The organism is Streptomyces paludis (genome assembly GCF_003344965.1).
GTDB lineage: Bacteria > Actinomycetota > Actinomycetes > Streptomycetales > Streptomycetaceae > Streptomyces > Streptomyces paludis.
Map to the genome: position 1 here is coordinate 1,656,254 of NZ_CP031194.1, position 22,688 is coordinate 1,678,941.

General features: G+C 70.9%; 24 protein-coding genes and 1 pseudogene. 13 read left to right on the top strand and 12 right to left on the bottom strand.

Annotation, left to right across the window (positions count from 1 at the left end; all coding sequences use genetic code 11):
- Positions 1 to 40 precede the first annotated feature (40 nt).
- Positions 41 to 1,348, top strand: coding sequence for an MFS transporter (locus tag DVK44_RS07200; protein WP_114658886.1), 1,308 nt, complete (start codon positions 41 to 43; stop codon positions 1,346 to 1,348).
- Between the two features lie 11 nt (positions 1,349 to 1,359).
- On the opposite strand, the gene DVK44_RS07205 is transcribed toward DVK44_RS07200, so the two are convergent.
- Positions 1,360 to 1,647, bottom strand: a complete 288-nt coding sequence (locus DVK44_RS07205; protein ID WP_114658887.1) for a hypothetical protein — start codon at positions 1,645 to 1,647, stop codon at positions 1,360 to 1,362.
- Positions 1,648 to 1,705: 58 nt separating this feature from the next.
- On the opposite strand from DVK44_RS07205, the gene map reads away from it, so the two are divergent.
- Positions 1,706 to 2,563, top strand: coding sequence for a type I methionyl aminopeptidase (gene map, locus DVK44_RS07210; protein ID WP_114658888.1), 858 nt, complete (start codon positions 1,706 to 1,708; stop codon positions 2,561 to 2,563).
- A 167-nt stretch (positions 2,564 to 2,730) separates the two neighbouring features.
- Positions 2,731 to 3,423 carry a biliverdin-producing heme oxygenase gene (locus tag DVK44_RS07215; RefSeq protein WP_114658889.1) on the top strand — a complete coding sequence of 231 codons (693 nt, stop codon included), beginning with the start codon at positions 2,731 to 2,733 and terminating at the stop codon, positions 3,421 to 3,423.
- An 80-nt stretch (positions 3,424 to 3,503) separates the two neighbouring features.
- On the opposite strand, the gene DVK44_RS07220 is transcribed toward DVK44_RS07215, so the two are convergent.
- The 4 genes from DVK44_RS07220 to DVK44_RS07235 form a co-directional block, all read right to left on the bottom strand.
- Entirely contained in the window at positions 3,504 to 4,487 is a 984-nt protein-coding gene (locus tag DVK44_RS07220; protein WP_114658890.1) for a class I SAM-dependent methyltransferase, read from the bottom strand.
- 118 nt (positions 4,488 to 4,605) lie between these two features.
- Complete coding sequence (locus tag DVK44_RS07225) at positions 4,606 to 5,268, bottom strand: PhzF family phenazine biosynthesis protein (RefSeq protein ID WP_408055296.1); 663 nt, start codon at positions 5,266 to 5,268, stop codon at positions 4,606 to 4,608.
- Between the two features lie 130 nt (positions 5,269 to 5,398).
- Positions 5,399 to 5,602, bottom strand: a complete 204-nt coding sequence (locus DVK44_RS07230; protein ID WP_114664964.1) for a hypothetical protein — start codon at positions 5,600 to 5,602, stop codon at positions 5,399 to 5,401.
- 17 nt (positions 5,603 to 5,619) lie between these two features.
- Positions 5,620 to 6,063, bottom strand: a complete 444-nt coding sequence (locus DVK44_RS07235; protein ID WP_114658892.1) for a DUF6082 family protein — start codon at positions 6,061 to 6,063, stop codon at positions 5,620 to 5,622.
- A 911-nt stretch (positions 6,064 to 6,974) separates the two neighbouring features.
- Here DVK44_RS07235 and DVK44_RS07245 point away from each other — a divergent pair.
- From DVK44_RS07245 to DVK44_RS07260, 4 genes are all read left to right on the top strand, one after another.
- Complete coding sequence (locus DVK44_RS07245; RefSeq protein WP_114658894.1) at positions 6,975 to 7,817, top strand: helix-turn-helix domain-containing protein; 843 nt, start codon at positions 6,975 to 6,977, stop codon at positions 7,815 to 7,817.
- Positions 7,799 to 8,011, top strand: coding sequence for a DUF397 domain-containing protein (locus DVK44_RS07250; protein ID WP_114658895.1), 213 nt, complete (start codon positions 7,799 to 7,801; stop codon positions 8,009 to 8,011). Before DVK44_RS07245 ends, DVK44_RS07250 begins: the two co-directional genes overlap by 19 nt.
- Before the next feature lie 127 nt (positions 8,012 to 8,138).
- Positions 8,139 to 9,311, top strand: coding sequence for an epoxide hydrolase family protein (locus DVK44_RS07255; RefSeq protein WP_181957419.1), 1,173 nt, complete (start codon positions 8,139 to 8,141; stop codon positions 9,309 to 9,311).
- A 248-nt stretch (positions 9,312 to 9,559) separates the two neighbouring features.
- A complete protein-coding gene (locus DVK44_RS07260) occupies positions 9,560 to 10,621 on the top strand; it encodes a hypothetical protein (protein WP_162793688.1) in 1,062 nt (353 codons plus the stop codon).
- Here the strand turns inward: DVK44_RS07260 and DVK44_RS07265 are convergent.
- Genes DVK44_RS07265 through DVK44_RS07275 form a run of 3 tightly spaced genes read right to left on the bottom strand, consistent with a single transcriptional unit; the run spans position 10,618 to position 13,061 of the window.
- Complete coding sequence (locus DVK44_RS07265; protein ID WP_114658897.1) at positions 10,618 to 12,153, bottom strand: caspase family protein; 1,536 nt, start codon at positions 12,151 to 12,153, stop codon at positions 10,618 to 10,620. The genes DVK44_RS07260 and DVK44_RS07265 overlap by 4 nt on opposite strands.
- Positions 12,153 to 12,578: an effector-associated constant component EACC1 gene (locus tag DVK44_RS07270; protein WP_228447576.1), complete on the bottom strand. Its 426-nt coding sequence runs from the start codon at positions 12,576 to 12,578 to the stop codon at positions 12,153 to 12,155. Before DVK44_RS07270 ends, DVK44_RS07265 begins: the two co-directional genes overlap by 1 nt.
- A gap of 48 nt (positions 12,579 to 12,626) precedes the next feature.
- Entirely contained in the window at positions 12,627 to 13,061 is a 435-nt protein-coding gene (locus DVK44_RS07275) for a VOC family protein (protein ID WP_114658899.1), read from the bottom strand.
- Between the two features lie 110 nt (positions 13,062 to 13,171).
- On the opposite strand from DVK44_RS07275, the gene DVK44_RS07280 reads away from it, so the two are divergent.
- The 4 genes from DVK44_RS07280 (at position 13,172) to DVK44_RS07295 (ending at position 17,070) form a co-directional block, all read left to right on the top strand.
- On the top strand, positions 13,172 to 13,513 hold the full coding sequence (locus tag DVK44_RS07280; RefSeq protein WP_114664966.1) for a PadR family transcriptional regulator: 342 nt from the start codon (positions 13,172 to 13,174) through the stop codon (positions 13,511 to 13,513).
- Positions 13,510 to 14,469: a hypothetical protein gene (locus DVK44_RS07285; RefSeq protein WP_114658900.1), complete on the top strand. Its 960-nt coding sequence runs from the start codon at positions 13,510 to 13,512 to the stop codon at positions 14,467 to 14,469. The genes DVK44_RS07280 and DVK44_RS07285 overlap by 4 nt, the downstream gene beginning before the upstream one ends.
- A 66-nt stretch (positions 14,470 to 14,535) precedes the next feature.
- On the top strand, positions 14,536 to 15,012 hold the full coding sequence (locus DVK44_RS07290; protein ID WP_181957420.1) for a hypothetical protein: 477 nt from the start codon (positions 14,536 to 14,538) through the stop codon (positions 15,010 to 15,012).
- A gap of 117 nt (positions 15,013 to 15,129) precedes the next feature.
- Positions 15,130 to 17,070, top strand: coding sequence for a LamG-like jellyroll fold domain-containing protein (locus tag DVK44_RS07295; RefSeq protein ID WP_114658901.1), 1,941 nt, complete (start codon positions 15,130 to 15,132; stop codon positions 17,068 to 17,070).
- A gap of 93 nt (positions 17,071 to 17,163) precedes the next feature.
- On the opposite strand, the pseudogene DVK44_RS36270 reads toward DVK44_RS07295, so the two are convergent.
- Together DVK44_RS36270 and DVK44_RS07300 are read right to left on the bottom strand one after the other, a co-directional pair.
- A pseudogene (locus tag DVK44_RS36270) lies at positions 17,164 to 17,337 on the bottom strand (aromatic-ring hydroxylase C-terminal domain-containing protein); the annotation flags it as partial.
- A 51-nt stretch (positions 17,338 to 17,388) separates the two neighbouring features.
- The gene (locus DVK44_RS07300; protein ID WP_114658902.1) at positions 17,389 to 18,240 is read right to left on the bottom strand and encodes a LysR family transcriptional regulator; all 852 of its coding nucleotides are present in this window, start codon (positions 18,238 to 18,240) and stop codon (positions 17,389 to 17,391) included.
- A gap of 82 nt (positions 18,241 to 18,322) precedes the next feature.
- Between DVK44_RS07300 and DVK44_RS07305 the strand changes: the two genes are divergently transcribed.
- Both DVK44_RS07305 and DVK44_RS07310 read left to right on the top strand, forming a co-directional pair.
- Complete coding sequence (locus DVK44_RS07305; protein ID WP_114658903.1) at positions 18,323 to 18,844, top strand: cupin domain-containing protein; 522 nt, start codon at positions 18,323 to 18,325, stop codon at positions 18,842 to 18,844.
- A complete protein-coding gene (locus DVK44_RS07310; RefSeq protein WP_114658904.1) occupies positions 18,841 to 19,203 on the top strand; it encodes a DoxX family protein in 363 nt (120 codons plus the stop codon). Before DVK44_RS07305 ends, DVK44_RS07310 begins: the two co-directional genes overlap by 4 nt.
- Before the next feature lie 62 nt (positions 19,204 to 19,265).
- Here the strand turns inward: DVK44_RS07310 and DVK44_RS07315 are convergent, their stop codons facing one another.
- Both DVK44_RS07315 and DVK44_RS07320 read right to left on the bottom strand, forming a co-directional pair.
- Positions 19,266 to 20,960 carry an HtaA domain-containing protein gene (locus DVK44_RS07315; RefSeq protein WP_114658905.1) on the bottom strand — a complete coding sequence of 565 codons (1,695 nt, stop codon included), beginning with the start codon at positions 20,958 to 20,960 and terminating at the stop codon, positions 19,266 to 19,268.
- Between the two features lie 116 nt (positions 20,961 to 21,076).
- Positions 21,077 to 22,636, bottom strand: coding sequence for an HtaA domain-containing protein (locus DVK44_RS07320; RefSeq protein WP_114658906.1), 1,560 nt, complete (start codon positions 22,634 to 22,636; stop codon positions 21,077 to 21,079).
- Positions 22,637 to 22,688: the final 52 nt, after the last annotated feature.

Below are 22,688 nucleotides of genomic sequence, written 5' to 3' on the forward strand. Positions count from 1 at the left end.
CCTTGCCTTTCCCCATCCCCACAATCGAACATGGCCCCTTGTGATCAGAACGCTCGGCGCGATCCTGCCCGACCTCACCCCCTTCCGCTCCTCCCGGCAATTCCGGTTGCTCTGGTTGCAGGGGCTGGTGACCTACTTCGGCAGCTCCATGGCCATGATCGCGCTGCCCCTCCAGATCAAGGACCTCACCAACTCCCCGCTCGCGGTGGGCGCGATGGGCGCCGTCGAGCTGGTGCCGCTGATCGTCTTCGGGCTGTACGGCGGCGCCCTGGCCGACTCCGCCGACCGGCGCCGCGTCATCCTCCTTACGGAGGCCGGGCTCGGCGTGCTCGCCGTCGTACTCCTCGTGAACGCGCTGATGCCCTCGCCCGCCCTCTGGCCGCTGTACGTGGTCGCCGCCGGTGTCTCCGCGCTGGCCGGGCTGCAACGGCCCGCGCTGGACTCGCTGCTGGCCCGGATCGTCCCGCACGACCAGCTCACCGCCGCCGCCGCGCTCAACTCCCTGCGCTGGCAGATCGCGGCCGTCGCGGGCCCGTCGCTGGCCGGCCTGGTCGTGGCGTACGCGGGCACGCCCACGGCGTACGCCATCACGATCGTCGGCTTCGCCGCCTCCGTCATGATGTGCCTGCGCCTGTCCCCCGCGCCGCCCTCCGGCGCGGCCGACAGCCCGTCGCTGCGCTCGGTCGTGGAGGGCGCACGGTACGCGTGGAGCAAGCCGGTCCTGCTCGGTACGTACGTGATCGACCTGTCCGCGATGTTCTTCGCGTTCCCGCTGGCGATCTTCCCGTTCCTCGCGCAGGATCTGGACGCCCAGTGGTCGCTGGGTCTGATGTACGGCGCGATCCCGCTGGGGTCCATCCTGGTGAGCCTCACCAGCGGCTGGGCCTCGCGGGTCCGGCGGCACGGTCTGATGGTGGTGTTCGGCGCGGCGGGCTGGGGGCTGGGCATCGCGGTGGCGGGCTGGATGTCGAACATCTGGCTGGTGCTGCTCTGTCTGGTGGTGGCGGGCGGCGGCGACGCGATCAGCGGCCTGGGGCGCGCCACGATCTGGAACCAGACCATCCCGGAGGAGTTCCGGGGCCGGCTCGCGGGCATCGAGGTGCTCTCGTACAGCTGCGGTCCCCAGCTGGGGCAGGTACGGGCGGGTGCCATGGCGGGCTGGACCGGTACGCGCACCGCCGTGTGGAGCGGCGGGCTGGCGTGTGTGGCGGCGGTCGGGCTGCTGTCGGCCGTGGTGCCGAAGCTGCTGACGTACCACGCGGACACGGACGAGGACGCGCTGCGCCGCCGCGCCCAGAAGGAGGCGACGGACGCGGCGGACGCTGCGGAGGCGGCGGGAGCCGCGTAAACCTGCGCGGCTTACGTGCCGGTACCCGTCCCGGTGCCCGTACCCGTACCTGTCCCCGTATCCGTGTCGTCCTCGCCGGCCTCAGCCGCCTTTGACGCGTCGTGCCACTTCGGGTCCGTCTCCCACTCCAGATTCCGGTCCTGGGCCGTCTGCATCGCGTGCGACGCCTCCTCCGGAGTCGTGTACGGGCCGAAGCGGTCCTTCGCCGGGCACTCGGGGCCCTCCTCGACCTTCTGGTGCTTCAGGCAGTAGTACCACTCGCCGGGCTTCCCGACCGTGCGCTTCTTGAACAGGGCCATCATCGGCTCCTTCCCATGCCGCCATGCTGCCCCACCGCCGCTCGTTAGACTCGCTGGCATGTCTGGCCAGTCACTGCTCGTACCGGGGCAGCTCTCTCCCGTCCGTTCCGTTCCCGGAAAAATCCGGCGCCCCGAATATGTCGGGAAGCCCGCTCCCACCCCGTACAACGGGCCGGAAGTGCAGTCCGCAGAAACCATCGAACTGATGCGGATCGCCGGGCGCATCGCCGCTCAGGCGATGGAGGAAGCCGCGAAGCACATCGCGCCGGGGGTGACCACGGACGAGCTGGACCGGGTCGCGCACGCGTACATGTGCGACCACGGAGCGTACCCCTCCACGCTCGGTTACCGGGGCTTCCCCAAGTCGCTCTGCACCTCGGTCAACGAGGTCATCTGCCACGGCATCCCCGACTCCACCGTGCTGCGCGACGGCGACATCATCAACCTGGACGTCACCGCGTACATCAACGGGGTGCACGGCGACAACAACGCCACCTATCTCTGCGGCGATGTCGACGAGGAGTCGAAGCTCCTGGTCGAGCGGACGCGCGAGTCGCTGAAGCGGGCCATCAACGCCGTACGGCCCGGCCGGCAGATCAACATCATCGGGCGGGTCATCGAGTCGTACGCGAAGCGGTTCGGCTACGGCGTCGTCAGGGACTTCACCGGGCACGGCATCAACTCGTCCTTCCACTCCGGGCTGATCATCCCGCACTACGACAGCCCGCACGCCACGACGGTCATCCAGCCGGGGATGACGTTCACCATCGAGCCGATGCTGACCCTCGGCACGTACGAGCACGACATGTGGGCGGACGGCTGGACGGTGGTGACGAAGGACCGCAAGCGGACGGCGCAGTTCGAGCACACGCTGGTGGTGACGGAGACGGGTGCGGAGATTCTCACGCTGCCCTGAGGTTGCCGGAGCGTGAGGACGGGGTAGGTTTTTTACCGACAGGACGTCGGAAACCATTGACTTAGGTAAACCTAAGTAAGAGTATCGGTCCTGGCGGCGACACGTGTCGCCGCCGTTCGGCCGGCATTCGCCTGCTCCCGTCCCCATTCGGTCTCCGGAGGCCCGCCTTGGACGCAACCGCTACCGCCCCGCACACGCCCACGTCCGCGCCCACCCCGTTCTCCACGCTCATCCGTGTCGCGTCGCACGCGCAGCACACGGAGGCGGAGACCTCGACGTTCATGAGCGATCTGCTGGGCGGCCGGCTCGGCGTGGACGCGTACACGCGGTACACGGAGCAGCTGTGGTTCGTGTACCGCGCGCTGGAGAGCGCGTCCGAGGCCCTGCGCGACGACCCGGTGGCCGGCCCCTTCATACAGCCCGAGCTGGCCCGCACCGCCCAGCTGGAGCGCGACCTCGCGCACCTGCGCGGCGGTGCCGACTGGCGCGAGGGCCTGGTGCCGCTGCCCGCGACGGCCGCGTACGCCGCGCGGGTCGAGGAGTGCGCGCGGACATGGCCGGGCGGCTTCGTGGCCCACCACTACACGCGGTATCTGGGGGACCTCTCGGGCGGCCAGATCATCCGGGACAGGGCCGAGAAGACATGGGGCTTCGAGCGCAAGGGCGACGGAGTCCGCTTCTACGTCTTCGAGGAGATCACCAACCCGGCCGCGTTCAAGCGGGGTTACCGGGAGCTGCTGGACGCGGTGGCGGCCGACGATCTGGAGAAGCAGCGGATCATCGACGAGTGCAAGCGGGCGTTCGACTTCAACGGGGCGGTCTTCCGTGAGCTGGGCGAGGAGTTCCCGCTGAGCGCGTAGGTCGGCGTTGGTCGGCGGAGCCGACGGGTGGCGCGGGGGGCTGTGGTTGCGGGCGCCGGGCCCCCGGGCCTTCGGTGTCGTCAGACCGTGGCCAGCAGCAGGTCTTCGCCGCTCGACGGGCGGAGGCCGTCGGTCCGGTCGGCGAAGTAGCGGTCGGCCAGCGCGGTTCCCGGGATATGCCGGGGGTCCGCGAAGCCCGCGTCGCGCGCCAGGGCCAGCATCTCGTCCGGGGTGTAGAAGCTGACGAACGGCGTCCCGGCCGCTCGTGCCTGTGGCTTGACGGCCTCAAGCAGCGGGCGGTCGGCGGCGTCGAGCAGTTCGGCCGGCAGCAGGAACGTCATGGCGAGCGTCGATCCCGGTGCCAGTCCGGCGAGCCGGCGCAGGGTGGCGGCGGTGGCGTCCTTGCCGAGGTACTGGGTCACGCCGGTGCAGGCGACGACCGCCGGGCGTTCGGGACGGAATCCGGCCTCGGTCAGCGCCTCCCACCAGTCCTCCCCGCCTTCCCCGCCTTCCCTGTCCTCCCCGTCGTCCCCGCCCTCCCCGTTCTCGCCCGCCGTCTCGAAGTCGACCGGCACCAGGCGCAGCCCGTCCGGGACCCCGTAACCGAGTTCGATCAGGCGCCGGCGCTTCCACGCCTGGGTGCCGGGCTGGTCGATCTCGAAGACCCGCAGCCGGGCGGCGATCTCCGGGCGGCGCTGGGCGAACGTGTCGAGCCCGGCCCCCAGGACGACGTACTGGGTGACGCCGTCGTCGACCTGCTGGAGGAGCAGATCCTCGACGAAACGGGCGCGGGCCACGACGGCCGCCCGGAATCCGGCGGTGACGCCCGGGTCCATGTCCGGCCGGTCCTCCCACCCGGCGGCCGGGTCCGCGAGGCGGAGGCCGATCTCGTCCTCGAACACCAGGGGCGGCGGATCGACGCGTACGTGCATCGCCCGCCAGAGCGCGACGCGTACGGCGGTGTTGTCCGGGATCTCGTGCGGCTGCTCGTACGGCTCGCGCTGCCCGTCCCGTTCGTACGGCTCGCGCTGCGGCTCCCGTTGCCCATGGTCGTCCGTCGTCATGATGTCCCACGCTCCTCGCCGTCGCCCCCTGGCGGGTACGGTCCAGGTTCACCCACCCGGACCGGGGCGCGGAGGCGCCACTCGGAGCATGCCCCCGATCGGCGGCGGCCCGCCGGGGTCAGTGCGCCGTGAGCAGCCGCACCCGCCCGCCCAGCTCGATCGTCCCGTCCGGCCCGGGCGCCGTGATCAGCTGTGATCCCCGGCCCTGCGTGATGTTCAGCGCGCGGCCCAGCCGCGCCGTGAGCAGCAGCGCCGCCGCGCCGGTGGCCTCGTCCTCCGTGATGCCGTCGCCCCGGCGCGGGAAGGCGCGGGCCCGGACGCGGCCCGCCGCCTCGTCCTCCCAGGCCCACGCGTAGAGCCAGCCCTCACCGGGCGGCGGCGCGGGCAGCGCGTCGACCTCGGCGGCGGTGTCGTACCGCTGGAGTGTGCGCGGCGGTACCCACTCCGCGCGGGCGGTGATCCAGGTGAACTCCCCGTCCTGGCGGACCCACACCTCCCCCGCCGGCGGGTTCACCACCTCAAGATCGAGCAGCCACGCCACCCCGACCAGCGGATGCCCGGCGAACGGGAGCCGCAGTCCAGGCGTGTAGATGTCGACCACGCCACGGTCGGGGTCATCGACGAACACGGTCTCGCTGTAAGCGAGTTGGGCGGCGATGGCCTGGCGGTCCGCCCGGTCGGGGTGGTACCGCCCCTCGCGGACGACGCCGAGCGTGTTGCCGTGCCGCCCGTCGGCAGCGCAGAAGACGCTGAGGACGTCGAGGTCAGAGATGTCAGCCACCCGGGCATTCAAACACGGTGGGCTGCCACTACCCATCGCTACCCGCGCCCGAGAGCGACGGCCATCGCCACGGTTATGGAGAGGACCGTGAGGACGGCCCCCAGTGTGACGGCCAGCGCTTCGAGGCGCCTCACGAGGCGGACCCCGGCGCGGGCCACTGTCCGGACCGGCCGTGCGGGTGGCGGGCGATCTCCACATTGCGGTCGCTGACACGGGACAGGTCCCCGGAACGCCGGGCCTCCTCCCGCCCCGCCCCCAGTGCCGTACACACCGCGCACCCGGCGACCGGTACGGGCTCCAGCCCGGGCAGCCCGAGCCGGGGCGCGTCATCCATGGTCCACTCCGAGCGGCTCACAACACCTCCCGGGCAGCGCACCAGTCGTCGTACGCGTCGTCGAAAAGCCGCACGAACCGCCGGTCGGCCCCGTCCCGGACCTCCCCGAGCAGCGCGTGCCGCGCGTACTCCCAGGCAGCCCGGTTCTCCGGATGCCGCATGAAATCCGCCGCGACGCGTCGCATGGCTCCGGAGGCAACCGCGCGGGTCCGGTGCTGAAGAGACCAGAGAAGTAACCAGCGCCGACAGTGCAGTTGGTACGCACGCTCCTCAGCGGCGAACCCTGCCAACGACGCCCACAACGCGGCCAGCGCCGGATGCTGCTCCTCATCGGCCATGAGCCGCGCGTGCATCTCACCGGTGACCAGCCGACACCGTTCACGGTGCTGCCGCACACCGAGCGCGATGTGAACGACACCGACCGCCGAGACAACAAACAGTGCGGGGACAAGAAACCTCATACGAAGCCTTCCGTGTGTGGGCCATGGGGAATGCGCGCTGCGGCGGACGACCGGGCGTGCCGCCTCCGGCGCGTACGGCGGAAGGGCCACCAACCGGGACACCACCAGGGCCGCCGCCGTCGCCGGCCCCTCGCGCGGCACTCGGCAACGTCCGCCTCGGTCAGCCGAGTTGGTACGACGGTGAGGGTGTAGCGGCCCGAGTCGTCCGCCGTGCTGACGGTGAGCGTGTCGCCACACACCAGCCGCCGCCGGGCCGCGTCCTGCCGCCGGGGGTCGTCACACCACGCCCGTAACGCCGAAGGAACATCAGGCACACGCGCCCCCACGGGCACGAGCACCGGCCCGCAGTAGGCCGCCCAGGCCGCGTACGGATCGGGGTCAAGCCCATCGGCGATCCGCTGCGCCTGCCCGCACAGCCACCGCAACGCGCCCTCGGGCGTGTACGTCCGCCGCGCGCCCAGCACCACCCGTACCACGGTCCCGTTCACCGGCCCCTCGGCCACGACGGTCGACACGTACACCCGCCCGTTCACAGCGCGGACCCGCCACTCCCCACAGGGCCAAGTGGCCGCCGGTGGGGGTGGGTTGCGATCCGCTCGTCACACTCCTCAACGCTCGCCTCCCCAATCCCCCGCCGCGCGTTCTCCCGCCGCCGGGCCCACCACCGGCACAACTCACAACCGGCGGCGGGTTCGGGAGCGCTTGCTTGAGGCTCGTACATTTGGCTACTTGTCGCCATTGGCCCGCTCCTTCTCCCGAACCGGTGGTTCGGAACCTGACCCGTGAACTACGTTGCGTGTTCAGACAGCTACGAGAATGCACCGCGAGATTGGCTCGATCGCTGTAGACAAGGAGCCGCTGCACCGCTCCTGACCATCCGTTCAACGTGCCCCTACAGGAGGTCAGCACAGATGCCGGGAAGAAGGATCGTCACGGGCCGAAGCCAGGAACCGCGCCTGCGGTTCAGCGAGGAACTGGGCCTGCTGCGCGAGCAGAAGAAGCTCAGCCTGCGGAAACTGGCCGAGGCCCTGGGTTGGGACCACTCACTGTTCAGCAAGATGGAGACGGGAGACAGCCTGGGCAGCGCCGAGGTCGTACAGGCGCTGGACCAGTTCTACGGGACGACACCCATGCTGCTGACGCTGTGGGAACTGGCCATGGCGGACCCGTCGCAGTTCAGGGAGCGGTACCGGCGGTACATGGTTCTTGAGGCCGAGGCGGTGACCTTGTGGCACTTCGGTGTCGGCGCCCTGCCGGGCCTGCTCCAGACCGAGGGCTACGCACGGGCGCTGCTCAGGGCGGGCGGCCTCGACGGCCTGGAACTGGAGCGGCAGATCGAGGCGCGCATAGGGCGTCGTGTGCTGCTGGAGGGCGAGAACCCGCCGCACATTCGCGCGATCATCTCGGAGACGGTGCTGCGTATGGCGCTGCCGGACGCGGCAGCATGGCGTGAGCAGTTGGAGCATCTACTCACGATGGCCGAGCGCTCCACAGTCGTTGTGCAAGTGATGCCGTTCTCCGTCGGCCCACACGCGCTGATCAACAATCACGTGATGTTCCTACGCGCGGCGGACGGCAACACGGTGGCCTATACGGAGAACGACAGCGGCGGCGAACTCATCGAACAACCGACCCGGATCGAGCAACTCCAGCTCCGGTACGATGCGGTGCGTGACCTGGCGTTGTCACCGGCCGAGTCGCGGAAGTTCATTACGCAGATGTTGGAGGAAGCGTCGTGGGATCCATCGATCTGAGTACTGCTGTCTGGCGCAAGAGCAAGCGCAGCAACACAGACGGCGGCGAGTGCGTCGAAGCCGCCACCAACTTCCCCGGCACCGTCCCCGTACGGGACTCCAAGCACCCCCAAGGACCGGCACTCCTCTTCCCCACCCCGGCCTTCACCACCTTCATCCAGGCCGTCCAATCGGACACCTTCACCCCCCGCTGAGCCCACCCCTCAGCCCCCCGGGCCCCGCCACTCGCACGCCAACCGCCGCGAGCGACGGGGCCCGTCGCGTTCGCGCGGCAGAGTGAACCCAACCCCTCGCGCACGCCCCGGAAGAGAGGTACGGCTCATGAACAAGGACTTACGGACGGCGATCCGCCCCTTCGAACTCACCGTTCCCCAGGCCGCCCTGGACGACTTGGCGGCGCGGCTGGACGCCACCCGGTGGCCGGACGATCCCACCGCTCCCGGCTGGTCACAAGGGGTGCCGCCCGCGTACTTGAAGGAACTGGCCGCGTACTGGCGAAGCGCGTACGACTGGCGTGAGCACGAGGCGCACCTGAACCGCTTTCCGCAGTTCACCACCACGATCGACGGGGCGGACATCCACTTCCTGCACGTCCGCTCCCCCGAGCCGGACGCGCTGCCGCTGCTGATCACCCACGGCTGGCCTGGATCCGTGGTGGAGTTTCTCGACGTCGTCGGTCCCCTCGCCGACCCGCGCTCCCACGGCGGTCCGCCGACCGACGCCTTCGACGTGGTCATCCCCTCCATTCCGGGGTACGGCCTCTCCGGGCCGACCCGAGGCGCAGGCTGGGACATCCCCCGGGTCGCGGGCGCCTGGGCCGAGCTGATGCGGCGGCTGGGGTACGACCGTTACGGCGCGCAGGGCGGCGACTGGGGCCATGCGATCACCCTGGAACTGGCAGCCCTGGCCTCCGAGCAGGTCGTCGCGATCCATCTGAACACCCTGGTGACCCTGCCGCCCGCCGATCCCGCCGTGGCCGCCGAACTCACCGACGCGGATTGGGCCCGCCTGAACCGGCTCCTTGAGTCGGAGCCCGAGATGTCGGGGTACGCCAAGATCCAAGGGACGCGGCCCCAGACGCTGGCCTACGCGCTGACCGACTCACCCGTCGGGCAACTCGCCTGGATCGTAGAGAAGTTCAAGGAGTGGACGGACAGCGAGAACGCGCCCGAGGACGCCGTCTCCCGTGATCGTCTGCTGACCAATGTGATGCTCTACTGGCTCACCGCGACCGCCGGTTCCTCCGCTCGCCACTACTGGGAGGCGGCCCACCCGTCGCAGCCGGCGCGCGCCGAGCGGACCGGCCGCCGCCGGACTCCCACCGGCGTCGCGGTCTTCGCGGCCGATGTCGCCCGCCCGGTCCGGCGGCTGGCCGAACTGGACCACAACATCGTCCACTGGTCCGAGCTGCCCCGGGGCGGGCACTTCGCCGCGATGGAGCAGCCCGGCCTCTTCACCGCCGACGTCCGTACCTTCTTCCGGCCCTTCCGCTGACGTCCGGGCCCGGACGGCCGGGTCCGTATCCTCCACGGGGAGATGGTCGTTGAGCCTTCGGCGGGCGGATGTGCGGGGGTGTTCACCGCCTCTTGGGTGGTGGTTACGCTGCCGAGCAGAGTTGAGGGGGCGCGGGCATGGTTCGGGGCGGGGTTTTTCTGATTGCCGTTGGGGTCGCCGGGCTGTTCGCGCATGATTTCGTCGCCATTGACGCCGGTGCGAACCAACTCCTCACGGGTGGGTCATGGGTGACGGTGGCCGTTGGCGCGGTGCTGGTGCTGACCGTGATGGCTCGTGATCTGGATCTCGGGCCGGGGGTCTTCCCGCTGGCGGCCGGGGTCGCGGCCCTGGTGTTTCAGCTTCCGACCCACTGGATGGACGCTCCCGCCGTGCGGGCGTGGCAGCCGTGGCTCGGGGTTGTGCTGGCGCTGCTCATCGGTGTCGGTGCCCTCAGCGTCGCCGTGTTGTCCGCTCTCGACGGGGGACATCCCTTCGTGGTGCAGCTGGTGTTCTGCGTCGCCTCGCTGGTCGCCAAGCTGGTCTTCGACTTCGAGGGAGTCTGGGGCGGGCTGCTGAACGTGAGCCTGGTGTTGTTCGCCGCGGGCTGTGTGCTCGGGGTGGTCTTCCTGGCAACCGAAATGGTCGAGGGGATGGACGGCCCCGATCGTGAGCGCGTCGCGAGAGGCTACGAGTATCCGTCGACCACATACGAGTTGTTCTGGGGGGTGCGGTTCATCGCGTTCGGTCTTGCCGTCACGGCTGTGACGATCGCGATCGTCGTGTCTTTCAGCATGCCGACGTTTGTCGATGTGCTGCTCGTCCTGCTGGCAGCGCTCGGCGTGTACACGGTGGTGCCGTTGGCCGGATACGCGTGGGTCGTGCGCGCCTTCGGGCGTGAACGGTTCGAACGTATGGGATCCGGCTCCTTCGAGGAGGCGGTCATGGACGGCGCGCCACGGCTCCCTACGGTCTCCGCTCTTGTCGCCGGTTTTCTCGCGGTGGTGCTGGTGTGCGAGGTGGTCCTCCTCTGGCCGGCGGTCTGGGTGACGTCCGTGCTGCTGGGCGCGGCCACCGCCGCGGGTGCGGTGGCGGTGCGGTGCTGGCTCCGGGCGCTTCCGCGGCTCGTCGACGGGCTGGGCGAGACGGAGCGGACCTCGGAGCAGTCCGCGTCCTCGATCGCTTCGGTGCTGGTCGCGTTGGGCCTCAGCCAGCCCGTGTTCCGGCTGCTGCCGGGCTCGGACGGCCTTGCCCCGGGCGCTTCCGACTCCTCAAGCGCCTCCGAAGACGCCTCCGGTACGGACCGGCCTTAGCTCAGGAACGCTTCCACCGCTGCTGTCAGCCCGGGGTCCGCATCGCGTTCCCGGAGCATTCCCTGCGCGATACGTACCGCCTGGTCGGCGTGGCCGAGTTCGGCCAGCTCGTTGAGCGCCTGGACGCGGACGAGGACGGGCAGTCCGGCCGTGGCCATCAGCATCGCCATGACGGTGCCCCACAGTTCCGTCGGGTCGAAGTCGTCGTCGGCGCCTTGGTGGCGTGGCACGAGACCCTCGATGGACCAGGTGTCCTCCGTACGCCGGGACCATGCGTCGTCGTCGTTCAAGGACTGCACGAAGGATCTGACGCTCGCGGGGAGTTTCGGGTCGTAGAGGCTGTTCATGCCGGCCAGCGCGGCGGCGGCCCATTCGTCCTGGTGCCAGGCGGACAGCAGCCAGATGAACCGCAGCCTGGCCAGTACGGGCCAGCTCTGATCGAGTGCGGCGCTGGCCAGCCGCATCAACGCCTGGGTGTGTTCCAAGGTGGGCTCGGACCGCTGGTTGGGCACGAGCGGCGCCAGGTTCGCCGTCAGGCGCCGTACGAGTGCCTCGGCCTCCTCCGGAGTGTGCAGCGGCTGGACGGTAACGGGTACGGCGGTCACGGGTACGGCGGTTACGGGTACGGCGGTTACGGGTACGGCGGTTACTGGTGCGACGGTCACGGGTGCGGCGGTCACGGGTGCGGCGGTCACGGGTGCGGCGGTCACGGGTGCGGCGGTCACGGGTGCGGCGGTCACGGGTGCGGGGGTTACTGGTGCGGCGGTTACGGGTACGGCAGTCGCCTCGCGCCGGTACCCCGCGTTCCGTACGAGCGCGAACTCTCCGACGCTGTCGGAGTGCACGACTTTGGGGAGGGGACGGTTGCGCTGCCGCAGCCGGCGGTGCAGTTGAGGATGGACCGCGGACAGGGCCAGGAGCGGACCGGTTCCGCTCACGCCCTCGCGCAGCAGCGTGATGAGTTCGCCCGAGAACACCGTGTGCCGCTCACCCGGAATGAACAGCGCGGCGAGATTCCGTGGGGCCGAGGCCAGCGTGTAGGTGCCCTGCACGTCGATCTGGGCCAGCAGTTGGGAGCCCTCGTCGGCCATGGCGTGCCCCAGCGCGCGGGCGGAGTAGCAGCAGTCGATGATGAAGATCCGGATACCGGCGGGGCTGTTGGCGATGGCCCTGCGCACCTGGGCGGCCGGCAGCGAGCTGTACTCCTGCAACTCGCTGTCCGTGTCCGACATGGCCAGCAGCAACGCGGAGTCGCCCGCGTCGATGAGCCCGTGGCCCGCGAAGTACACGACGAGGACGTCCTCGGCCTCACGGCACCAACGCGCGATCTCCCGGCCCGCGTTCCGGAATTCCGGATCGACCATCGGATGGACGTTCTCCGGCAGGAACCCGCCGAGTCCGGGATCGGTGAGAATCGCGGCCAGGTCCTCCACGTTGGCCGCCACCGCGGGAATGTCCTCCAGCGCGGGATCCGTATAGCGCGCGGAGCCGATCAGGATCGCCTTCGAGCGAGGGGGATCGGCGAGCCGCATCAGCCCTCCCCGAGTTGTCTGGCCATATCGACGGCCACCTCGTTGAGTTCCCGCACATCCGCCCGGCGCAGCCGCTCACCCTCGATGGTGGCGGATCTGTCGCCCACCGTGGCGGTGATTCTGACCTTGCTCCCACGGTTCCTCAAGTAGGTGACGAGCACCGTGGTCATCGCCGTGAGACCGCCGCTGGTCACCAGCAACGACACGGTGTCGAAGGCCGGCCCCATGGTGCCCTCACCCGCGGGCGCACCCACGAGCATTCCCGTGGGCTCACCCATGGGCGCACCCGCGGGCTCACCGGTGGGCGCACCCGCGGGCCCGGAGTGCAGCCGCGCACGACCACGGAACTCGTCCTCCGCGTTCAGCCATTCCCGCAGGGCGACCGCATCGTCTTCACCCGCGACTGTGATCAACGCCGTAGTCATGGTCACAGTCCGCATGTTAGCCGTCACCGCCCCGCCGCCCGCCGGCGGTCAGTCGAGGCAGAACTCGTTGCCCTCGATGTCCTGCATCAGGAGGCACGACTCGTTGTCGTCGTCGGCGAGCAGCAGCCGCCCGCGTACCGCGCCGAGGGGGATCAGGCGGGCGCATTCCGCTTCCAGGGCGGCCAGGCGGGCTTCGCCCACCAGGCCGGTGCCCACGCGTACGTCGATGTGGAGGCGGTTCTTGACGACCTTGCCTTCGGGGACGCGCTGGAAGAAGAGGCGCGGGCCCACGCCCGAGGGGTCGACGCAGGCGAAGGCGGAGCCCTGGCGTTCGGGGGGCAGGGCGCGGTCGACGTCGGCCCAGGTGGCGAATCCCTCCGGCGGCGGGGGTACGGCGTAACCCAGGACCTCGCACCAGAAACGGGCGAGGCGCTCGGGTTCCGCGCAGTCGAAGGTGACTTGAATCTGTTTGATCGACGCCATCGGTCGACTATAGAGGCGCGGCAGTGTGTCGGCGGCGAAATTAAGCATCGTCACCACATGGGTGGCCGATGCGGCCGATATATTTCGTAGCTCGATATATGCTCGTGCGCATGACACGAGCGAAGCCGTCCCTGACGGAACCGCAGTACTTCATCCTCGCCGCGCTCCTGGACGGACCCCTGCACGGTTACGGCATCATCAAGGCCGCCGAGCGAGCCACCGGCGGGCGGCTGCGGATCGCGGTCGGCACGCTCTACGGCGCGCTGGAGCGGATGGAGCGGGCCGGGCTGGTGGCCGACGACCACGAGGAGATCGTGGACGGGCGGGCGCGGCGCTACTACCGGCTCACCGAGGGCGGCACCGAGTTGCTCGGCCAGGAGGCCCTGCGGATGCAGCAGGCGGCGGCCGTCGTCATCGGGCGTACGCGGGATACCGGGGTGGCCCCGGCATGAACCGTCTGCTGCTGGCCGTCTATCCCGAGCCCTACCGTTCCCGGCAGGGCGAGGAGTTGCTCGGCTGCCTGGCCGAGGCGTATCCCGGACGGTCCTGGCCCCCGCCACGGGAGTTGGCCGCGCTGGTACGGGGCGGGGTGCAGGCCCGCGCCCGTGCCGTCGCCGCCGACGCGGCGCGGCCGTGGTGGCTGGACGGCATCCATCTGACCGCGCTCGCCCTCGCCGCGCTGGCGCTCGTCCCGTATCTCCAGGACGTGTGGCACTGGGCGCTGCGCATCGATCCCGGCATGCACGCGATCGCCTTCCGCTTCTCCGGCTGGTACCCGTGGGCGCAGGGGCCCGGCACGAAGACGCGGCTGCTGCCGTACGGGCTGCTTCCGCTGGTCTGTCTGATCGCCCTGCTGCGCGGCCGGGCGTGGATCGCCCTGCCGGCCGCCGCCGCGATGATCTACGCCGGTGCCACGTTCGCCGACACCACGTACTTCGGTGACGAGGGCAAGGTGGGCATGGGCTACTACGGTCTCGGCGCCCCGATCACGGCCCATGACCTGGCGCTGTCGGGGGTGCTGGGCGCCGCGTGCGCCGTGCTGGCGGCGTACCGTCCGGGGCGGCTGCGGCGCCACTCGTACGGCTGGCTGGCGCCTGTCGCGCTCGCCATGTTCCTGGCCGGGGGGCTGCATGTCCTCGCCATCAGTCCGGCCTTCCAGCGCGGCCTGTTCGCCGTCGAGGTCGCCGCACTGCTCGCCGCGTGGGTGGCGACGGCCGCCACCGGGGACTACCGGTGGCTGATCCCCGTCGCGGCGTTCGCGTTCGTCCGTACACAGGCGATCGTCGACCGGCCGCACTGGTTCATGGCGTCCCTGCCGGACCTGATCGTCCTCCTCCTGCTGATCGCGCCCCTCCCGGCCCTGGCGATCGCCGCCCAGCGGCGGCAGGGCCGGGCGCTCCCCGGGTAGCACTCTGCCCACCCTGCTCGTGGGCATGGCCGTCATCGCCGCTGTCGCGGCGGTACGCAGGTGCTGGTGGCGCGGGGGCGCGGCGATCGGGATCGTCGTGGGCACGATGGTGAGCAGGGAACTCACCAGGATGGTCCTGCCCCGGCCCGAACTCGTTGGCGCGCGCGAGTCACCGCGGCGGCCGTCCTGGCCACGTACCACCACCGGCCGAGCGATGTCCTGGGCTCGACGCTGCCGGCCTGCGCCTGGTATCTGCTCGCGGTGCGGGTGCTGCCGTCGGCCGCCCACACGTCGAACGCACCTGACGTCACACCGCGCCCCCGGGCGCTGTCCATGGTCGCCCTCACGGCAGCGGCGGTCGGCGCGCTGGTCGCGGGCGCGCGGGACGAGTCGCTCACGCAGTCGCTGGTGTTCGCTGCGGCGGCCTTCGCGTGCGCGGCGCTGTTCTGGTTCACTACGTCCACCACAGCCAGCACAGCCACCGTGTCCACCGCGTCCACCACCGCAGAGCGGACCGCGCCGGTCCCGGCGGGCGGGGGCTGAGGCACCGCCGCCCCGGTCCGCACGTATCGGCAACTGTTCAGCTCGCCGCCGCCGCACGGCCACAGCCGTTCACCACAGTTCGCTCTGGTCCCTCCCGTTCTTCCACAGGAGTTGCATATGAGCGCAGCAGAGCCCAACCGGCCTGACAGACGTGCCGTGTTGCAGGCCGCCGTCGCGATTCCGGCCGCCGGTGCGGCGGCCTCCATGCTGGGTGCCGAGCCGGCTCACGCACAGGCGGCCACCGGCTCCTCGGCGGGCCCCGGCTCCTCTCCGGGCTCCGTCATCCCGGCGTCCGCGGGCGACCGGTTCGACGTGTCGAGCCCCCGCTTCGGCCTTGCCGTACTGCCGGACACGCAGTATCTCTTCGATGCCGACAGCGCGGACCCGGAGCCGCTCCGGGCGACGTTCCGTTACCTGGCCGCCGAGCGCGCGAGCGGGAACATCGCGTTCCTGGCGCATCTGGGCGATGTCACCGAACACGGCACCGAGCAGGAGATCAAGCTCGCCGCCCACACCTTCGGCGTCATCCACGGCAAGGTGCCCTACTCCGTACTCGCCGGAAATCACGACATCGACGGGCGCACCGACGACCAGCGGGGTGACAGCGCCTATCTGAAGAGCTTCGGGCCCCGGCGCTTCGCGGGCATGCCGACCTTCGGCGGAGCCTCACCCGACGGGTACAACAGCTTCCATGTGATCAAGGCGGGCGGGCGGCAGTGGCTGATCCTCGCCCTGGACTGGCGGCTCTCGGCGGACGGCCTGCGCTGGGCCCAGGGGGTGCTGGACACACACTCCACCCTGCCGGCCGTACTCACCACCCATGATCTGGCCTGGGCGGACGACCAGGGCGTCGCGCGGCTCTCGGACAACGGCACCCGTCTGTGGAACGGCATCGTGCGCGGCAACGACCAGATCTTCCTGGCTCTCGGGGGTCACTACTGGCCACCGGGCCGTACGGTCCTGACCAACGACGCCGGCCACGACGTGCACGTCCACATCACCAACTACCAGGACCGTTACTACGGCGGTGCCGGCATGATCCGCCACTACGGCTTCGATCTGGCGCGGGGTGTCATCGACGTGGAGACGTTCGCGCCGTGGTTCCTCGCCCGGGACCCGGCCAGAAGGACGCCGCTGGAGGCCGAAACCATCGAACTGACCGGCCCGGTCGACCGGTTCACCCTGGACATCGACTTCGAGCGGCGCTTCTCCGGCTTCGCGCCGGTCGTACCGCCGAGGCCGCGCCCGGCCGAGGCCGTCATGCCGCGCGACACGGTCGCGTACTGGCGCTTCGACGCGTCGGGCGCCGTAGCGGCGGGCCGGGCGGGCAGCCCTGTCGAGACGGGGGCGGTGATCCGTGACCTGTCGGGCCGCGGCAACGACCTCACCGCCTCCCGCCTGGCCAACAGCGGTCCCGGGGCGCTCACTTGGTCGGACGACCACCACCGGGGCCAGCCCGCGCACGCCAGCCTCCGCTTCGACGGCGGCAAGAACCCGGCCCGGGGCGCCCTCTTGACGACATCGCCCCAGGCTCCCCTCAACTCCGAGAAATTCACGGCCGGTTACACCCTGGAGACCTTCATCAGGCTGCCGCAGCCATTCGAGGGTGACCACGCCTGGATGGGCATCCTGAGCTGGGAGGGCCGTAGCGGGGACGCGGGCAAGACCACCGGCTGGTCCCCCGACGAGCCGACGTGCAGCCTCAATCTGTCCCCCGAGCGCTTCCTCCAGTTCGTGGTCTACCCGCACCGCCAGGACGCCGACCCGACCTCCTGGAGCCATACCGTCCCCGTGGGGCGCTGGATGCACATCGCCGTGGTCAACGACGGCCGGCGCACCGTGATGTACGTGGACGGCTCCAGGATCGCCCGTAACCCGACCCAGCCGTCGACGGGCATCGCCACCCTGGGCAAGCCCTTCGTCATCGGCGGGACCCAGTTCAACGAGACCTTCGGCCAGGGCTTCTACGGCTGGATAGGCGACACGCGCATCGTCAAACGCGCCCTGAAGCCAGAGGAGTTCATGACCTCCGCCGCCGACCGGGGCCGCGCTTCCTGAGCGGATGCTCCCGAGCGGTACGGCCCGTGGGCCGCGCCGCACACCCCGGATCGGACGCGGCCGGTGATGTCGACTTCCGCGTACCGGTCGATATCACTGGCCGAGGGGGTTTCCGCACCACCGGTCGAGGGCCTCGGGGAGCCCGGCCGGGTCGGGGGTCGGGCTCGCCCATGCCACGTATCCGTCCGGCCGGATCAGCAGCGCGGCCACCTCCGTGCCGGGCGTCTCGCGGCGCACGACGCGTACCCGGCCGTACGTGTCCGCCGCCGCGCGGCGCTGGTTCGGAACGGCGACGGCGGCGGCGTCTGCGGCGGCGGCTCAGGCGCGGTAGGCCGCCGTCGCGATCCGGGCGAACGACGGGATCAGGGGGTTCGCGTCGGACTCGTTCCACGCCACCACGACCCTGCTCGGCGCCATGTCGGTCAGCGGTACCACCGCCAGTTCGTCGGGGTGCTCGTGGCCGAGGGGCGTCATGCCGACCGTACCGTTCCAGAGCACGGCCTGAAGGCACTCCTGGACGGCGCGCACCACCGGGCCCTCCCGGGGTTCGCCGCCGTGCCAGTACGTCTGCCAGGCGGGGTCGGTGTCCGCCGGGAACCGGAACCACTGCCGGTCCACCAGGTCGGGCAGGCGCAGTGTGTCGCGGTGTGCCAGGGGATCGTCGGCGCGCAGCACCGCGCCCACCGGGTCGGCGCGGAGCCGGTGCACGGTCAGGCCGGTCTCGTCGAACGGGCCGCGGGTCAGGGCGATATCGACCAGTCCGGCGCGCAGCCCGCAGGTCGGATCGGTCAGATCGGTCTCGCGGACGCGGACCTCGACGTCCGGGTGCCGTCGGCGGAAGGCGGCGGCCAGACGCGTCGCGCCCGGGTCGGTGCCGTCGCCCAGGATGCCGACGGTGAGGGTCGCGGCGCCGGCCACCGCCGCCACGCGCTCGCCTATCCGGTCGGCGCGGTCGAGCAGCGTACGCGCCTCGTCCAGCAGCACCGCCCCGGCCGGGGTGAGGGTGACACCCGCGGGCGAACGGTGCAGCAGTACGGCGCCGATGTCGCTCTCCAGCCGCTTGATCGCCCGGCTCAGCGGCGGCTGGCTGATGTGCAGCCGGGCGGCGGCGCGGCCGAAGTGCAGCTCCTCGGCGACGGCCACGAAGTAGCGCAGCGTCCGTACCTCCATGACCGGGGACGATACCCGCGCGGTATCGGCGGCGCGGAACGGGTCTTGGACGGCGACGGCGCCCCGGCGGTGGGATCTGTGTATGACGACTGATGAAATGGCCCATCCGGTCACCGATCCCCCCGTGTCGGTGGTCGGTCCGGACGACGGCGAGACGATCCTCCTGGGCACCACCCGTATGCGCGTCCTCGAAGACGGCAGCACCACCGGACACCGCCTCGGGCTCGCCGAATCCGTCCTGGCACCGCACACGCCCGGACCGCCGCAGCACCGCCACGCCCAGCACGACGAGGGCTTCTACATCGTCTCCGGCACGGTGCGGTTCACGGTAGGGACGGAGGAGTACGACGCGGTCCCGGGCACCCTCGTGATGGTCCCGCCCGGAGCGCCGCACACCTTCGCCAACGTGACCGGTCAACCCGCAGTCATGCTCAGCGTGTTCACCCCGGATCTGTACGTCCAGTACTTCCGGGAGCTGCGGGACACACTCACCGGCGGCCAGGCCCTGGCTCCCCGGGCACACGCCGAGCTGATGGGCCGCTACGCCACCGCGCCCGCCGTCGAGTTCATCCGGAAACCGGACGACGGACGGACAGCCGCGTGAACGTCGCCTACTGGATCGTCGCCGGCCTGCTCGCCCTCTTCTACCTCTACGGCGGCGGGGTGAAAGTGGTCCAGAGCCGTGAGCGGCTCCGGCCGATGATGGCCTGGGTGGACAGCACCCCGATGCCGGCCGTCAGGGCCATCGGGGTGGTCGAAGTGCTCGGTGCGCTCGGGCTGGTGCTCCCGCCGCTGACCGGCGTCTTGCCCTGGCTGGCCCTGGCGGCGGCCATCGGATTCGTGGTGCTCCAGGTCGGCGCGACCGGGGTGCATCTGAGGCTCGGGGACCGCCAAGTCGCGCTGAACATCACGCTCTTCGTCACCGCGATCGTGGCCGCGGGGCTGGCGACGACCTGGCTGTGACAACGCCGCAGCCCCCTGGTTCCGCACCGTACGGCGCGAACCAGGGGGCTCTCGGGCGCGTGTTACGCCGTCTCGTCCAGCGCGTCACGGCGGCGCTTGGCCGCGAAGACGACCGCCGCGCCCGCCGCCGCGATGGCGCCGGCGCCCGCGAGGAGCGAGCCGACCGGGACGTCCGAGCCGGTGGAGGCCAGCGAGCCGCCGCCGCCCGTGGTGGAGCCGCCGGTCGTCGAGCCGCCGGTGGTGGAACCGCCGGTCGTCCCGCCGGTGGTGCCACCGGTCGTACCGCCCGTGGTGCCGCCCGACGTGCTGCCGCCGGTGGTGCCGTCCGTCGGGGGCAGGGTGGCGTCGTCGCTCAGGGAGACGGCGAGGGTCAGCGGGTCGAGGGCGGTGCCCTCGGTGTACATGCCGCTGAACGCCTTGGAGCCGTCGGCGGTGAGGCTCGCCGGGACCGCGTCGAAGGTCAGGACGCCGTCCTTGGCCGCCAGCTTGCCCGCCGGGAGGTCCAGCGTGGCGAAGGGGACGGCGTCGGTCTTGGTGACCTTGTGGCTCGTCATGTCCTTCGTGCTGATGTCCGCGTAGAGGACGGCCTTGCCGGACGCCACCTTGACCTCAAGACCGCTGAGGTTGAGGTCGAGGAGGTACTCGCCCTTCTCCTCGTGGCCGACGAAACGCACCTTGCCGCCGAAGGCCGCGTCCAGCGTCTGCGCGTCGGCGTCGAACTTGCCCGTGCCCTTCGGGAAGCGGTACGCGCTGCTCAACTGGGTCGCGCCGTCGCTGAGTTCGACCTTGCCGTTGGCGATCGGGCCCACGACGTACGAGCGGAAGGACTCCTTGAGGCCCCAGTCGAGGTTGCCGTCCACGATCTTGCCGTCCACGGCCGACGGGGTCGACGCCGAGGGGGAGGGCGAGCCGGAACCGGTCGACTCCGACCCGGTGGGCGTCGGGCTGGTGGAGTTGGTGGGAGTCGGGTCCGGCGAGGTGGGCGGCGGCGAGGTCGGGGGCTCCTCGGTCGTCGGCGGCGGGGAGGTCGGGGGCTCCTCCGAGCTGGGCGGCGGCGAGCTGGGCGGCTGCTCGGTCGAGTACTTGACCGACAGCGTCGCCTTGTCCAGCTCCGCGCCCTCCTTGTACATCCCGTTGAACGCCTTGGCGCCGTCGGCGGTCAGCGTCGCCGGGATGTCCTTGTACGTCAGCGAGCCGGCGCCGGTCTCGGGGCGCAGGCCGGTCAGGTCGATCGAGGCGAGGTCGATGTCGTCCTGGGTGGCGCCGTTGAGGGTGACATCGGCCTGGATGGTGCCCGCCGTACCGCTGGTGACGACCTTGAGATCGGTGATCTTGATGTCGAAGCCGTGCGCGGCGGAGCTGAAGCGGACCGTACCGTCGTGCGCCGTCTTCAGCGCGTGCGTGGTCGGGTCGTACGTGCCGGTGCCGTTCGGGAAGGTGAGGACCCCGTTGCCGTCGGCCTGCGTGGCGCCGCCGGTGGGCGTGATGGTGCCGGCCGCTATCCCGGTGACGTACTTGCGGAAGGACTCCTTCAGGCCCCACTCCAGGGTGGAGTCCGTCAGGGCGAGGGCCGGGGCCGCCGCGGGGGCCGCCGCCAGCGCGAAGCCGGGGGCGGCGGGCAGGGCGACGGGCGCCGCGCTGCGGCCGGCCGCGAGGGCCGGGAGCGTGAAGGCGGTGACACCGAGCGTGGCCGCGGTCGCGATGGCGGCGGCCAGCGCTCTGGAGTTTCTGGGGCGGCGCGTTGTTACTGCTGCCATGGTGGGTGGTCTCCTCGAATACGGATACGTGTGTGCTGCGTGTGATGCGCTCGTGCGCACTGTGCTGCGATGCGTGTGGGGGCGAGCGGCCTTGCGGGGGAGGTGGGGTCTTGGGGTCAGGAGGCGGCCGGCGGCGTCGCCGCGCTCCGCCGCCTGCGGATCAGGAAGAACGCCGCGCCCGCCGCGGCCAGCACGCCCGCGCCGATCGCCGCGTACGTCCCGGTGCCCACGGACGACGAGGACGCGGCGGCCGTTTCGGTGGACTCCCCCTTGGGGACGGGGGTCGCGGACGTCTCGGTGGCGGCCGGCTCGGGGGAAGCCGTCGCCGTGTCGCTGCCCAGGTCGGGCAGGGCGGGCAACTGGGCCTTCGTGTCGGTGGTGACGGCGAGCGAGACGGGGTCCATTTCCGTACCGGCCGGGTAGAGCGAGCCGAACGCCTTGGCGCCCTGCGCGGTGAGCTTGGCGGGGGCCTCGGTGAGGGCGGCCAGGCCGTCCTTCGGAGTGAAGTCCTTCGCCTCGAAGGTGATCAGCGGTACGGCGCCGGACGCGGACTCCGACTTCGACTCCGACGCGGACTCCGACTTCGACGCGGACTCCGACTTCGACGCGGCCTCCGACTTCGACGCGGCCTCCGCGTCGGCCACCTTCGCGTACAGCCGGCCCGTCTCGCCCTTCACCTTTACCGCCACCTCACTCAGCGTCAGATCCAGTCCGGTGCCGGTGAATTGGACCGCCCCGGCGAAGGTGGCGTCCAGCGTACCCGCCTTCGCGTCGTACGTACCCTTCCCCTTCGGGAAGCGGAAGAGCGCACCCCCGTCCAGGGCTCCGCCGGACAGCTTCCACTCGCCCTGGGCGATCGCGCCGGTGACGTACTCACGGTACGTACGGCGGACACCCCAGTCGACGGCCGCGTCCTGGAAGGACTTCGCGGCCTTGTCCGTCTTATCAGCCTTGTCGTCGGCCTTCTTGGACTCCGAGGCGGTGACCGAAGGGGTGGGAGTGGGCGTGGGCGTCGGCGTCGCCGTCCGCTGCTCCGCCTGTACGTCGACCGACAGGCTCACCGGGTCCAGCTCCGTACCCGCCGTGTAGTACCCGGCGAAGGCGGTCGCGCCCTGCGAAGTGAGCGTCGCCGGGACGTTGTTGAGGGCGATCGGACTGCCGCCGCCCCGCATGTTGATCCCGGAGAGGTTGAGCGAGGCGAACGGGACCTGGGAGGACGTGGTGACCTCGCCGGTCCCGCGCGCCTTGCTGACCATGTCCGCGTAGAGGATGCCGCTGCCGCCGGAGATCCGGACGGCGGGGTTGCTGATCGTCAGGTCGAGTTCATTCGTCCCGTCGGACTTCTTGTGGCCGGTGAAATGGACCCCGCCGGAGAAGCCGGACCGGAACGCGCCGGTCGCCGGGTCGTACGTACCCGTCGCCGAATGGAATCGGAACTGGCTGCCGCCGACCGTGGCCGCGCCGCCGGTCAGCGTCCAACTGCCCTGTGCGATAGGCCCGGTGATATAGCTCTGGAATGAGGATTTGATTCCCCAGTCGAGCCTGCCGCCCCGTACCGTACGGTCTGCCGCCTGCGCGCCCGCCGCAGGCAGCAGAGCCACCGGCAGCGCGAGGAGAAGCGCGGCAACGAGTGCGCGCACGGGTCCGATCGCCCGCACCGGTCTGAAGGACTGCATCAACTCTCACCCATCACTGGTAATCCGAATAGAGCCCCGGGCCTAGTAAGCG

What these genes read in the sequence shown, in the direction of transcription:
- DVK44_RS07275 (WP_114658899.1), bottom strand. Translation starts at nt 13,061, where the DNA reads ATGGCGTCGATCAAACAGATTCAAGTCACCTTCGACTGCGCGGAACCC.
- DVK44_RS07305 (WP_114658903.1), top strand. Translation starts at nt 18,323, where the DNA reads ATGACGACTGATGAAATGGCCCATCCGGTCACCGATCCCCCCGTGTCG.
- DVK44_RS07300 (WP_114658902.1), bottom strand. Translation starts at nt 18,240, where the DNA reads ATGGAGGTACGGACGCTGCGCTACTTCGTGGCCGTCGCCGAGGAGCTG.
- DVK44_RS07280 (WP_114664966.1), top strand. Translation starts at nt 13,172, where the DNA reads ATGACACGAGCGAAGCCGTCCCTGACGGAACCGCAGTACTTCATCCTC.
- DVK44_RS07235 (WP_114658892.1), bottom strand. Translation starts at nt 6,063, where the DNA reads ATGAGGTTTCTTGTCCCCGCACTGTTTGTTGTCTCGGCGGTCGGTGTC.
- DVK44_RS07320 (WP_114658906.1), bottom strand. Translation starts at nt 22,636, where the DNA reads ATGCAGTCCTTCAGACCGGTGCGGGCGATCGGACCCGTGCGCGCACTC.
- DVK44_RS07270 (WP_228447576.1), bottom strand. Translation starts at nt 12,578, where the DNA reads ATGACTACGGCGTTGATCACAGTCGCGGGTGAAGACGATGCGGTCGCC.
- DVK44_RS07205 (WP_114658887.1), bottom strand. Translation starts at nt 1,647, where the DNA reads ATGGCCCTGTTCAAGAAGCGCACGGTCGGGAAGCCCGGCGAGTGGTAC.
- DVK44_RS07220 (WP_114658890.1), bottom strand. Translation starts at nt 4,487, where the DNA reads ATGACGACGGACGACCATGGGCAACGGGAGCCGCAGCGCGAGCCGTAC.
- DVK44_RS07230 (WP_114664964.1), bottom strand. Translation starts at nt 5,602, where the DNA reads ATGGATGACGCGCCCCGGCTCGGGCTGCCCGGGCTGGAGCCCGTACCG.
- map (WP_114658888.1), top strand. Translation starts at nt 1,706, where the DNA reads ATGTCTGGCCAGTCACTGCTCGTACCGGGGCAGCTCTCTCCCGTCCGT.
- DVK44_RS07295 (WP_114658901.1), top strand. Translation starts at nt 15,130, where the DNA reads ATGAGCGCAGCAGAGCCCAACCGGCCTGACAGACGTGCCGTGTTGCAG.
- DVK44_RS07255 (WP_181957419.1), top strand. Translation starts at nt 8,139, where the DNA reads ATGAACAAGGACTTACGGACGGCGATCCGCCCCTTCGAACTCACCGTT.
- DVK44_RS07315 (WP_114658905.1), bottom strand. Translation starts at nt 20,960, where the DNA reads ATGGCAGCAGTAACAACGCGCCGCCCCAGAAACTCCAGAGCGCTGGCC.
- DVK44_RS07285 (WP_114658900.1), top strand. Translation starts at nt 13,510, where the DNA reads ATGAACCGTCTGCTGCTGGCCGTCTATCCCGAGCCCTACCGTTCCCGG.
- DVK44_RS07245 (WP_114658894.1), top strand. Translation starts at nt 6,975, where the DNA reads ATGCCGGGAAGAAGGATCGTCACGGGCCGAAGCCAGGAACCGCGCCTG.
- DVK44_RS07265 (WP_114658897.1), bottom strand. Translation starts at nt 12,153, where the DNA reads ATGCGGCTCGCCGATCCCCCTCGCTCGAAGGCGATCCTGATCGGCTCC.